This is a genomic window from Sphingobacterium suaedae, from assembly GCF_042684625.1.
In the GTDB taxonomy this organism is placed as follows: Bacteria; Bacteroidota; Bacteroidia; order Sphingobacteriales; family Sphingobacteriaceae; genus Sphingobacterium; species Sphingobacterium suaedae.
Map to the genome: position 1 here is coordinate 73,682 of NZ_JBHULR010000006.1, position 12,748 is coordinate 86,429.

General features: G+C 42.7%; 11 protein-coding genes. 8 read left to right on the forward strand and 3 right to left on the reverse strand.

Annotated features, from left to right (window positions below; translation table 11 throughout):
* The first annotated feature begins 2 nt into the window (after positions 1–2).
* The 5 genes from ACFSR5_RS14350 to ACFSR5_RS14370 all read left to right on the forward strand — a co-directional run bounded on the left by ACFSR5_RS14350 (position 3) and on the right by ACFSR5_RS14370 (position 6,331).
* Entirely contained in the window at positions 3–1,607 is a 1,605-nt protein-coding gene (locus ACFSR5_RS14350) for a complex I subunit 4 family protein (protein ID WP_380904985.1), read from the forward strand.
* An 18-nt stretch (positions 1,608–1,625) separates the two neighbouring features.
* Entirely contained in the window at positions 1,626–3,089 is a 1,464-nt protein-coding gene (locus ACFSR5_RS14355) for an NADH-quinone oxidoreductase subunit N (RefSeq protein ID WP_380904987.1), read from the forward strand.
* A 167-nt stretch (positions 3,090–3,256) separates the two neighbouring features.
* Positions 3,257–3,862: a DUF4254 domain-containing protein gene (locus tag ACFSR5_RS14360; RefSeq protein ID WP_380904989.1), complete on the forward strand. Its 606-nt coding sequence runs from the start codon at positions 3,257–3,259 to the stop codon at positions 3,860–3,862.
* A gap of 226 nt (positions 3,863–4,088) precedes the next feature.
* Positions 4,089–5,111 carry a glycosyltransferase family 9 protein gene (locus tag ACFSR5_RS14365; protein ID WP_380904991.1) on the forward strand — a complete coding sequence of 341 codons (1,023 nt, stop codon included), beginning with the start codon at positions 4,089–4,091 and terminating at the stop codon, positions 5,109–5,111.
* 107 nt (positions 5,112–5,218) lie between these two features.
* Positions 5,219–6,331, forward strand: coding sequence for a glycosyltransferase family 4 protein (locus tag ACFSR5_RS14370; RefSeq protein ID WP_380904993.1), 1,113 nt, complete (start codon positions 5,219–5,221; stop codon positions 6,329–6,331).
* Here the strand turns inward: ACFSR5_RS14370 and ACFSR5_RS14375 are convergent.
* Both ACFSR5_RS14375 and ACFSR5_RS14380 read right to left on the reverse strand, forming a co-directional pair.
* A complete protein-coding gene (locus tag ACFSR5_RS14375; RefSeq protein WP_380904995.1) occupies positions 6,328–6,999 on the reverse strand; it encodes a glycosyltransferase family 32 protein in 672 nt (223 codons plus the stop codon). The genes ACFSR5_RS14370 and ACFSR5_RS14375 overlap by 4 nt on opposite strands.
* Positions 7,000–7,001: 2 nt before the next feature.
* Positions 7,002–8,072, reverse strand: coding sequence for a glycosyltransferase family 4 protein (locus ACFSR5_RS14380; RefSeq protein WP_380904997.1), 1,071 nt, complete (start codon positions 8,070–8,072; stop codon positions 7,002–7,004).
* 214 nt (positions 8,073–8,286) lie between these two features.
* Here ACFSR5_RS14380 and ACFSR5_RS14385 point away from each other — a divergent pair, with 214 nt between their 5' ends.
* Genes ACFSR5_RS14385 through ACFSR5_RS14395 form a run of 3 tightly spaced genes read left to right on the forward strand, consistent with a single transcriptional unit; the run spans position 8,287 to position 11,018 of the window.
* Positions 8,287–9,072, forward strand: a complete 786-nt coding sequence (locus tag ACFSR5_RS14385) for a glycosyltransferase family 2 protein (RefSeq protein WP_380905000.1) — start codon at positions 8,287–8,289, stop codon at positions 9,070–9,072.
* Positions 9,073–9,075: 3 nt separating this feature from the next.
* Positions 9,076–9,999, forward strand: coding sequence for a glycosyltransferase family 2 protein (locus tag ACFSR5_RS14390; RefSeq protein WP_380905002.1), 924 nt, complete (start codon positions 9,076–9,078; stop codon positions 9,997–9,999).
* On the forward strand, positions 9,957–11,018 hold the full coding sequence (locus tag ACFSR5_RS14395) for a glycosyltransferase (protein WP_380905004.1): 1,062 nt from the start codon (positions 9,957–9,959) through the stop codon (positions 11,016–11,018). The genes ACFSR5_RS14390 and ACFSR5_RS14395 overlap by 43 nt, the downstream gene beginning before the upstream one ends.
* Positions 11,019–11,029: 11 nt before the next feature.
* Here the strand turns inward: ACFSR5_RS14395 and ACFSR5_RS14400 are convergent, their stop codons facing one another.
* The gene (locus ACFSR5_RS14400; protein WP_380905006.1) at positions 11,030–12,535 is read right to left on the reverse strand and encodes a glycosyltransferase family 2 protein; all 1,506 of its coding nucleotides are present in this window, start codon (positions 12,533–12,535) and stop codon (positions 11,030–11,032) included.
* Positions 12,536–12,748 lie beyond the last annotated feature (213 nt).

The following is a 12,748-nucleotide window of genomic DNA, read 5'->3' on the forward strand; positions in this document are numbered from 1 at the left end:
AAATGGGCATACTATCCATATTGATATTTTTACCGGTTTTTGCGACGATCGTGATTCTGGCATTGCCATCGTCGTTGCGGACAATATACAAATACATTTCTTTAGGTGTCACTTTCCTACAACTCTGTTTGGGCATCTACCTGTATCTACATTTTGATTCCGGCCTCGGAGGAATCAATCAACGGAGTGGATATCAATTTGTAGAGCAATTGCCGTGGATACGTATGAGCTTAGGCACGATCGGGCAGTTGGAAATCGACTATCTCGTGGGCATCGACGGCGTGTCCCTTCCGCTTATCATACTCAGTGCATTCGTCATGCTGATGGGTATAGGCGCCTCTTGGCATATCAAGAAAAGTCCGAAAGGATACTTCGCCCTGTTGATGCTTTTGAATACCGCTGTTATGGGTATCTTCTCCGCACTAGACTTCTTCCTGTTTTATGTTTTCTACGAAGTCATGCTCCTTCCTCTTTACTTTCTCATTGGCATCTGGGGAGGCGAACGCCGGGAATACGCAGCCATTAAGTTCTTTCTATACACCTTGTTAGGCTCGGTATTTATGCTATTGATCATTGTAGGTCTTTATTTTTCGGTAGTCAATCCAACAACAGGCGCACATACATTTAATATGTTGCACATGATGAATCCGAGCAACTATTTGGACGGTTCGTTTTTTGGTTTTGTAGGAAATTACCACGAAGTATTCGGCATACCCGCTCGCTTGATCGGTTTCATTATCTTATTTGTTGCCTTCGCCATTAAGGTGCCCATCGTCCCGCTCCATACCTGGCTGCCGGATGCACACGTGGAGGCACCCACACCGGTTTCTATTATTTTGGCGGGTATTTTGTTAAAAATAGGGGGCTATGGTATCATACGTGTTTGCTATAGTATCTTTCCCGACATCGCTGCTCAAACCAATTGGTGGATAGCCTGCATTGGCGTTGTTTCCATCTTGTACGGCGCGCTAAATGCCCTCGCCCAAAAAGATCTGAAACGCATGATTGCCTATTCCTCTGTTTCGCATATGGGCTTCGTACTGTTGGGTATTGCCTCCCTGACAGCGGAAGGGCTGTCTGGTGCTATGTTTCAAATGATATCTCATGGTTTTCTGAGTGCTGCTTTATTCTTCCTAGTTGGTGTCATTTATGACCGCGTTCATGATCGGTACATTTATAATTTCCGTGGCCTTGCCAGCATCATGCCGAAATATACAGCCTATGTGGCTATTGCATTCTTTGCCTCGCTCGGACTGCCCGGCTTCTCGGCATTCATAGGAGAAGCCTTTGTTATCATCGGTGCATTCAATGCAGAAAGTATGCTCACCGGTATCCCACGGTGGATGGCAGTCGGCGGTTCCATTGGTATCCTATTGAGTGCTGCGTATTTTCTGTGGACTTTGCAGCGTATGTTTTTCGGGCAAACCCGACTACAAGGCGGACAAGCGTGGAGTGACGCGCTCACCGATCTCCAACCACGGGAGCAAATAATTTTGTTTCCAGCGCTGGCATTGGCACTGCTATTGGGTATCATGCCATCATTGGTCTTTCACCCTCTGAATGCGACGGTGCTCCAATTAATTGATTTAGTGACCCCTTATTTGTAAGAACATACACGATTGACAGTGAATTTCAACCTTTCTACCATACTTGATCAGATTATTGACTCGGTACCACTTTTTAAACCTGAGCTCACGCTCGTTATCGGCTTTATCATCTGTATCTTGACAGCCCTCTTTGTGGGCAGCCGGTGGAAAAACCTCGTGTTTTCGATTTTCGTACTGACACTTGCCACAGCGTCTTATGACCTCTGTAAACAACTATCTACAACAGGCACCGCATTTTCGGGCATGTGGCTCGTGGATGCTTTTGGTACGCAAGCACGCCTCCTTATAGTATTCGGCTCGTTGGTTACGGGTCTATTTATACAGCGACGCTTTCCAAACAACAATGGCGACGTATACAGCATCCTCTTAGCTGCTACGCTGGGCATGCATGTGCTGACTTCGACCACCAACTGGCTGATGGCATTCATCGGTATAGAAACCGTATCTATAGCTTCTTATGTGCTGGTGGGATACTTCTCGAAGACTAAAACACAGTCCGAGGCCGCAATGAAATATGCCCTGTTCGGATCCGTATGTGCGGCCGTTATGCTATACGGACTATCACTCCTGTATGGACTTACCGGGAATCTGGACTTTCAATCACCCCAACATCTGCAGGGGCTGATGGCTGCTCCGCAAACGATAATCACACTTGCACTCGTCTTTGTTTTTGTGGGCATTGGTTTTAAACTGAGCTTTGTCCCTTTTCACGTGTGGAGCCCCGACGTCTATCAAGGAGCGCCCACAGCGATCACCGCCTTCCTATCCACCGTACCCAAAGTAAGTGCGATACTACTACTCACCCGGTTGTATCAGGCTTGGTCATCCACAGATTTTTATTTTTCGGAACTAACCGTATACGTCCTAGTCGTTGTCGCCATCGTTACTATGCTGGTTGGAAACCTAGCCGCATTGCGGCAGTCTGATAGCAAACGTATGATGGCCTATTCGTCGATTGGGCATACGGGATTCTTAGTGATGGCCATCTTCGCTTACCAAGATACCTATAACTACCTGCTTTTTTATAGCATAGCATACGTGACCATGAATCTGGCTGCTTTTCTCTTTATAGACCACCTGGAACAACAAACCGGATCTACCAAACTCCGCGCCTATGCCGGGTTGGGGAAAAAGATGCCCGCGCTGTTCACAGCCTTTACATTGTTGGCTGTCTCCCTGATCGGTCTGCCGCCGACCATAGGGTTTATCGGAAAATTAATGGTCTTTTCCGCCGTATTTGATCTTTACCAAGAGACAAATGCGCTCCCTATTTTACTGTTGTTGATTGTAGGTGCTCTGACTTCCGTGATCTCCCTGTTCTTCTACTTCCGCATTCCGCTGTATGCATTCCTCAGAGCGACAGACACTGTCTACGAAAGTTACAAAGGTCCAACCATACTGTCTTTGATAGGATATGCATTAACAGCACTGACCATTCTATTCGGATTATTTCCCAGTCTGCTGTTCGATCTCTTGGCTTAACGGCCATGGCCGGCGATACAATAGAAGCAAAATAAAGGGCCGGCTCCGCCACCGGAAAGACTTTCTCCAGCGGGTCGGGCACGATGTGGTTTTGACACGACGAAAGGCGGTATTTTCGAGCTATCCAAATAGCCTTGCAAACTAAATTTATTCCTATCTTTGCCCTTATGATTAGTGCAATTGCCAACACGGTATTTCAACAAGCGATCGAAGATTATCATCGGTATGACACGATCGATCATCCCCTAGCGAATCCATTTGACAGGGAATCCTTAGAACATTTGCTTTATCTAAAATGTTGGATTGATACTGTACAATGGCATATGGAGGACGTGGTTCGTAATCCATCCATAGATCCAAAAGATGGACTCTATTGGAAGCGCCGTATCGACGAATCCAATCAGTTTCGTACTGACACCGTAGAGTACATTGATAGCTACTATCTGCAACTGTTTGCAGATGTAAAAGCCAATTCGGATGCGCGCATCAACACCGAGAGCCCTGCTTGGGCCCTAGATAGACTGTCTATACTGGCTCTGAAGATCTATCATATGGAACAGGAGACCAAACGTACAGATGTAGAGCCTGCACACATTGCTTCCTGCCAAGTTAAACTTGCCGTGCTGTTAGAGCAGCGGACTGATCTGTCACAAAGTATCGACGAACTGTTGGCCGACATACAGGCCGGAAAGAAGTTTATGAAAGTGTACAAACAAATGAAGATGTATAACGATCCAACGCTCAATCCGGTATTGTATAAGCAACAAAACTAAAAACAGATGGTTTTTGCAAGTTATGGGCCAACTGCACATACCCCGTCGAAGACGACATCGCGAGACTTGTCTTTAGATGCGCAAAAATATAGACACATAATTCATCGGGCGCGCCATGCTCGGGATGTAAAATTCGCCATGGAAAGGTCATGGAATAAGGTCTTGCCCTCACACGGCACGATCCTGCCTTGATTGCTTCATCGCCTTTAAACGACACTGTACACGAATGAAAAAAGCCCGAATATTGGTCACACGTTTCTCCGCTATGGGTGATGTGGCCCTAGTGGCTTCCGTATTGAGCGAGCTGCAAGCCCAACATAAAAACGTGGAACTGATCATGATTACGCGTCCACAGTTTGCCGCTTTCTTTGACGACATCCCCCACCTTATCGTACATCCTATTTTTCCCGATGAACAGCATAAAGGCCCTAAAGGTCTGTGGCGGCTTTTCAACGAATTAAAAGGATATGATATCGATTATGTGGCCGATCTGCACAACAACATACGCTCCCGAATCTTAACCCTTTTTTTTAAAACAGCAGGGTATCGCCTCGCCATTCTTGACAAGGCGCGACACCAGAAAAAGGCCTTGACCCGAAAACGAGGCAAAACGTTGAAGCAACTTCGTCCCACGGTGGAACGGTATGCAGACGTTTTCCGTAACCTGGGATTCCCGCTGAAATTAAGCCATGCATTAAAGGCACAGAACCGTCCCATCCCCGTAAAATTCGAAAACGACCTGCAGACTTCGGCAGTGCGCATCGGCATTGCACCATTTGCACAGCACGCCTACAAAGTATGGCCTTTGGCAAACTGGCAACGCGTTTTCCAGACATTTTCCGCTTCTCGTTATACGTTTTTCATATTTGGAGGAGGGAAACAGGAATACGAAATAGCTAAGGCTTGGGAAAACGAATTTTCCAACGTCCGGAACGTCATTGGCTCTTTGCCACTCCGCGAGGAACTCGACCTTATTAGCCACCTCCACTTGATGATCAGTATGGATTCATCGGGCATGCATATGGCATCTTTGGTCGGTATACGCACGCTGTCTATTTGGGGCGCAACACATCCCTATGCCGGATTTTTAGGATACGGGCAATCCATGGCAGATTGCATACAGGTAGCGCACGCCAATAGGCCAAGTTCGATATACGGTAACAAATCCTGTATGTGCAATGGCAAAGAAGCTATCGAGCTAGTCACGGCGGAGATGGTGATTCGTAAAATGCAGGAGGCAATCGCCTAACGCTAGCTATCCACGAGGGGAAGCAGAACGAACCGATTTATTGTTTTTTCATCCGTAGATGGGTTAAACTTTTAATTTTACTTTATAATTTTGGTTTTCAATTGTTCATGAACATAGGATACGACGCAAAACGCTATTTTCATAATCGTTCGGGTTTAGGTAATTACAGCCGGGATCTTGTCCGCATATTGAGTACCCACTATCCGGAAAACAACTACCTACTATATACACCTAAAAAAATTGATTTCGAGCCGACAGACAATGTTCGGGCGAGGTTCCCAACAGATACCTTACGAAACCGCATTTTTCCTTCGTTTTGGCGTAGCCGAACCATTGTCAACGATCTAAAAAAAGATGGTGTACAAATTTTTCATGGCCTGTCCGGCGAGATCCCCTTCCAATTGCGGCAAGCAGGTATCGCGTCGGTAGTAACCATTCACGATCTAATCTTTTTACGCCATCCCGAATTGTACAAAGCAATCGATCGCTCCATTTATACCCGAAAATTTCGATATGCAGTGCAAGAAGCAAATAGAATCGTCGCGATCAGTCAACAAACAAAGCGAGACATCGTCCACTTTTTTGGAATACCGGAGACACACATCGAGGTGATCTACCAAGGTTGCCACCCCTCATTTAAGACTTTCAAATCCACAGACGAACTGCAGCGCGTACGCGATAAATACCGGCTTCCGAACACATTTGTATTAAATGTAGGGTCCATTGAACCACGAAAAAACGCCTTTCAGGTTGTCAAGGCCATCGAACAACTCGACATTCCATTGGTTATCGTCGGAAAACAAACCCGCTACGCAGAGGAAATCAGAAAATATCTTGTCGAAAAAAGAATGCAACACCGTGTCCTGTTCCCAACGGTGGAGAGCATGGACGATCTCTCAGCTATCTACAAGTTAGCGTCGGTTTTCGTTTATCCATCAACGTATGAAGGTTTTGGTATTCCGATTATTGAAGCATTATACGCTGGAACCCCAGTCATTACCAGTAATTCAGGCGTGTTTCCAGAAGCCGCAGGGCCATTTTCATATTTTATTGATCCGACCAACGTAGAAGAAATAGCGCACGCTATACAGTCTGTTCTTAGCTCCACGTCCATGCAAGACGAAATGATCCACCAAGGAATAGCTTTCGCGCAACAGTTTAACGACGAGGCTTTAGCAGCAAAATGGATGGATTGTTATAAACAATTACAGAGAGGCTAATGATTGGCCGGAGGCCGGACAACGGGTACATGGAGCTGCCGCTTTTTCCAATGATTAGCACGGTTTTTATAAATGAAAAATTTTCCAAATTTATATTTGAACTTCATCATACCTTTATAGTCGTCAGGAACTACACGATGTGGAATGTTAGGATCATCCCGTAAGCAGTCTTCAATGGCACGCGTATATACGGTCGGTCCCGTCATTGCATGCACATCATGCGGAAAGGCATTGGCTTCTATATTCTCCACAACATAAGCCAACGTACGCACGAGAAAAGGATGGTTAGGAGCATAAATCAACCCCCATTGTGCAAACAAATTTTGATGGTTCCTTTCGCGCGTAATCACAGCGACATCTTCCGGTTCGATAAACAGATGTAGCTGCGAAATAATATCACTATCCAAGTCCAAATAAACCCCGCCTTTTTTGAGTAAGATCGCGTACCGGAAAAAATCCGCTTTGGCAGCGCCAATCTGTAACCGACTATAAGCTTGATATATGCGGTCAGGAAATTCGCGCCTTATAAAACGACTGACCTCATCATCGTCATAAAACTCATATTGGTATTGCGGATTCCGCTTCCGAAAAAACCAAATATACAACCGCGTGATAAAAGGAATATCTTTTGTTTTAAAAGTCTGATAAATAACTTTAGGGATGGCCATAGTTATGCTCCATTTAATATGCGGGCATACAATGCTGTGTAGTCTCTTGCTGCGTCCTGCCAGTTAAAAGATTTTGCTCGCTCTACGACCGCATGTTCATCAATCGGGTGCCTTAAAATAGTATTGAGTTCAGTTTTTGCAAAGTTAGTTAAGTAATCCTCGTCAAATTGTGTTAGGTAATAGGCGTTGTCCCCTCCTATTTCCGGTAGCGAGGTGCAGGTCGATAGAAGGACTTTCTTCCCGAATGCCATTGCTTCCACAACGGGTAAACCAAACCCTTCTGCGATAGATGGGAATGCAAACAAAGCACAATGCTTTAAGTAATTGTATTTATTTTTCTCCGATACTGCCCCTGTAAAGATCAGCCGCTTCTGTACACTCAGTTTCTTGGCTAAATGGAGTATATAATTTTTATAATCCTCCTCATGTGTTTCACCACTGATCACGAGCTTCAGATCATTTCCTGGCAACAGATAAAGTAACACGTGAAAATTCTTCTTTCTATTGATCGTTCCAACAGAATATATATACTCGCCATCTACCAACGGCGCTGTAGAAACCTCCGCTATGCGACTAAAATCGATGTTGTTCCCGTTATAAATAGTCTTTATGGGGGTGTTCTTGACATCACAGTATGTTAACACATCATTTTTCACATAATCCGAGATCGTGACAATTTGCGACGCCTGGTTGACACGCTCCTGCAGCTTCTTCAGATATCGCTTCTCTTTCTCTAAAGATTTGTTTTCTTTTAAGAAATTCAGATCATGAATGGTCAACAATAAGGGACTACGATCTTTATTCGGTAGATAGTCAGTGAGCTGAAAAGTAGAGTGCCAAAGGTCAAATCTACTTCTGTGCGGATTATTTATCTTATGCCAAGAAAACTGACGGATGTACTTTTGATCATCACCATATACCTTACCGGCTTTTTCATTACAAAAAAAATACATATCCAGTCCAGAAGGGAGTTGATTTCGAATAGCATCTCCCAAGTTTAGGCAAAAATAATAAAGACCCGTATTCGGATATTTAAGTCTCTCTGCATCAAACAGGATATTTTTTGAAACCATTCGTTATTTTCAAAAGTTAATAAGAAACAAAGGTAAACTTTTCAACAGAATTTCTTGGCACACAAAGCCTCTAATCTCAAAAAGTTAAACAGACAACTATACTTTTTACCCAAAAAGATAAAGGCGGACTAAAGAAACCCTAGAATATTTTTAACTTTGTGTAACGTTTTTGAAATATCAGACGTTATATAAGGAAATCGCAAAATGACTAAGTATGACTGTTAGTTTAATCATATCGACCTACAATTGGCCAGAAGCGTTAGAATTGGTGCTATTAAGCGTTGCGGAGCAAAGCGTAATGCCCGATCAAATTGTCATCGCCGATGATGGTTCTGACGCGCGAACAGCGACGATAATTAATTCGTTTAAGCATCGATTTCCTATTGAACATGTTTGGCACGAAGACAATGGGTTCCAGAAGACGCTAATCCTTAATAAAGCACTGCGCGTGTGTAAAACCGATTATATTATAGAGATAGATGGCGATATCATTCTTCACAAGCACTTCGTCAAAGATCATTTGGCAGCCGCGCAGAAAGGATATTTTGTACAAGGGAGTCGAGCTATGATTGGCGAAACGTTATCAAAAATATCTCTTCAACAGAAACGTCTTTCATTCAGTTGCTTAACAAAAGGCATGACAACACGTTTCAATGCTATCCGTTTTCCCTTATTATCAAGCCTTTTCAAGACGGATCCATGCAGTTCGCACAATGTAAAAGGCTGCAACCTGGCGTTTTGGCTAGAAGATTATGTACGTATTAACGGATACTTCAATGGTTTTACCGGCTGGGGATGGGAAGATTACGAATTCGCAGAAAGATTGATCAATTCAGGCATTAAAAAGAAACGCTTAAAATGGGCAGCCGTAGGATTTCACATTTTTCACCCACTATCTTCCCGGGCTAACTTCAAACCTAATGAGCTTATTTATAGAGAAACAGTCAATAACAAAATGTGGCATCGTTCGCCCGGATTTCATGAAGTAGCGGGAATATAGTACATGGAAGAAATCAAGGGACTTGTTTCTATTATTGTTCCGAATTATAACCACGCTCCCTATTTAAGGCAACGGTTAGATAGTATTTTTTCACAGACCTACACAAACTTTGAAGTAATTATACTTGACGACTGTTCAACGGATCACAGCAGGGAAATCATCTCTTCCTACACTAAACATCCAAAAATTAGTCGTATTGTATTCAATGAAGAAAATACTGGAAGTCCTTTTAAGCAATGGCGGAAAGGTATTGAGTTGGCAAAGGGCGAATTTGTGTGGATTGCAGAAAGTGACGACTGGTGTGAACCCACCTTACTAGCTACTCTCCTAACCGAAATGTTGAACAAGGAAGAGATAGCCATTAGTTACTGTCAATCTTATTGCGTCTTGCAAAATGAGATACGGTGGCACTCGTCACATCCGCAACTAATAGAAGTCGTCGATAGTTTTCTATTTATTAAACAATACCTAACTCCGAATCCGGCAATTTTTAATGCAAGTATGGCCATATGGCGAAAAAAAAACTTTGAAAAAGTATCGCTCGATTTTCTTGAATTTAGATTCAGCGGAGATTGGCTCTTCTGGATAGAACTAGCAAAAACAGGAAAAGTATGCATAAGTGGGAAGTTGTTAAATTATTTTCGAAAGCATGGAAATGATGTCAGTACGGGATCTTATCAAACCGGACTTAATTTTGTCGAAGGGCTTACGATACTGAAGAGGTCTGCGGATCAAGGACTCATTTCCCGAGAGGAATACCGAATAGCTATCAAAAAAAACGTCAAAGAATATTGGCCTATCAAATCAGGATTCAAAAAAAATCGACAATTGGAAATTGAGAACATGTTTCAAATTCCACCGTCATCTAAAACTTTCTATGTGAAATGCATCGCAGCATCGATCTGGAAAAGTATGAAATCAAAATGATGAATAGTCAAGACTTATTATCTCCGAAAAATGGAGTTTCCATTATTGTCTGCAGTTACAATGGCAGCCACAAACTTAGACCCACATTAACACACATCGCAAAACAAAACCTACAGTCGGGGTGCCCAGTAGAACTTATCTATATTGATAATGCGTCTACGGACGGTTCAATAGACACTGTGCGAGAAACATGGGCGAAGGTGGGCCGAGATTCTATTCCTCTTAAAGTCTATGTGGAAAACAAACCCGGTAAATATTTTGCACTACAGACGGCTATTCGGCACGCTTCGTATGCCTTTTTTATAATTTGTGATGACGATAACTGGTTGGCACCAGATTATGTGGATCGAGCCTACCGCTCACTCGTAAGCAATCATCAAATAGGTGCCCTCGGAGGCCGTACCTTCCCGGCTTTTGCCGATCCTCAGCAGGAGATTCCCGACTGGTTTGTAAAAGACGCGCAACGCTATGCCATCGGTTCACAAGGAGACAAGACCGGTGACGTAACGAAAAGAAAGCAACTTTGGGGTGCTGGAATGGTTTCACGCACGCACTTATATCGCAGTTTTTATGACACCCACCCTTCGCTGTTTCTTCGGGAGAATGATCAATCTGGCCATTTTGTTGCTGAAGATACTGAATATTGTCTTCGCTTAATTCTTAGGGGATATCAATTACATTATGATAAGGATCTGATCCTGCAACATTTTGTCCCTTCAGAAAGGTTGGTAAGAAGTTATAACGAAAGTTTAAATCAAAAGATTGAAGATTCCTTCATGATCATTGAGAAATATAATCTTGCAACCAAATTATATGGGGAAATTGCATATGACAAAATAAACAAGTTACGTCTGAAATTATTAACCCCCATTCGACTACTTATGGCGAGAAGTCTAAAAAGCAAAGCAAGAAATCAAACCCTATTCCGTTTACTTTTCCCCTCCTGGTCAAAGAAAGATCATGTAATCGAAGAAATACGGTCGTTTGCACACGATACGAAACTTCCACGATCTATTTAAACATACAAATATTACCATTTCTTTATCAATTTTAAATTTAAAAAAATGGAGTAAGCCTTTAGAAATCGACCAACGTTACCCGATTTTAAAGATTGTAAACCTACTTTTTTTATCCTTCGCCGATAGGGTCTAAAACTTCGGTCAGTCAACTTAAAACTAAAATAATCCACAATATTTGTCCACTTATCTTTATCAAAAGCTGGATCTTCCATCGTACTGCTTAAACCTCCCAGATAAAATTTGGCAACTGTGACGGGAATGTACCGTCGTTCAAACCTAGACGACAAGTAAAGATTGGCATCATAATCAGCGAAAATTTTATAATCCAGTCTATATCGATAACCATTATTAAAAATATCTTTATGATAAAAAATGGCTTGATGACAAATATTACGTTCCAAAAGCGCTGCATCTGATGCGGCCCCCATGTATAGAACGCCTAAATCCTCCGACCGCAGATGACGCTCAATCATAAATACATCCCCATAAACAAACTTATGCGTGCTATCCACTAAGTACGAAGCAACATGATCAAACACATTCGCGTCATACAAGACGTCATCACTACCCAAAAAAAATATCCATTCACCACAACTTCGATCCAATGCTTTATTCATCGCATCGTAAACTCCATGATCCGCCTCGCTAACAATCGATATACGATCATCATTTAAATCTTTTACGATAGTAACTGTATCATCGGTAGACAAACCATCCTGTACGATAATTTCAAAGTTTGTATAATGCTGTTGAAGAACACTGCGTAAACATGCTTCAATTGTCGCTTCCGCATTATAAGTCGGTATTATAATGGTAAAAAAACTCTTGCTTACCGATTGATAATGAGTTTGCAGAACCCTCCAATCATTTCCGACCGGTTGTTCCCACTCATCAATTCGCTCACCAACAAATTGCAGCCCTTTTCTCTTTATTGGGAACGGTCTTTCGTCGAAAAATTCGTCATGAACCGTACTGTCAGATTTAAAAGTAGTATAAATTTCTTTTAAAAAAGTCTGATCAACTCCATACTCTTGCTCTCTTGCACACTGTATAAATGAATGTATGAGTTGTTCCATTTGGACAGCACCTGCCTTTATCCCCCACATTCCTGCTAAAATTCCCATCGTGTTGATCCCGAAGGGTATTTTATGGTATGGATGGTCACGCATGACGTGTAATACCGTTCCTAATCTCTCCCATTCGTCAACAGCGAGCGCCTCACGTTGCGAAAATCGTGAATCTGCATCCCTAAAAATAGCCCGCTCACAATCATCGCGGTCGACAATAAAGAATCGCCAAAATGACGGATGCGCAGGATGATTTTTTATAGCTATCAATTCCACATCAAGATCAGTCAACTGTTTTAATGTTTCCTCAGGAACAGATTGGTCATGGTACACCACCATATCCCACTCCGGATAGACCGTAGAGCGGAGTTCCGCGTTACGAACAATACCCACTGTATACATGGGATCTTCTCCCCACAGACTAAAAGAAATATATTTTTTTTGTTGCATAAACTACATTCAGAATGTTTTGCATGATATTTCCCGAGCAAATTTCATATATCCGTTGGGCGTATCAAAAACATACTTCTTTAAACGAATAATACAGAAAAAGAGCCATAGCAAAGTTACTCTAAATTAACGAAGCTAAAAAGTTGCCTAATTTATTTTTTGTATCTTTACCCCGTTAAGCACGGTCTGTTTGCTAACAAACGTATAGTATGC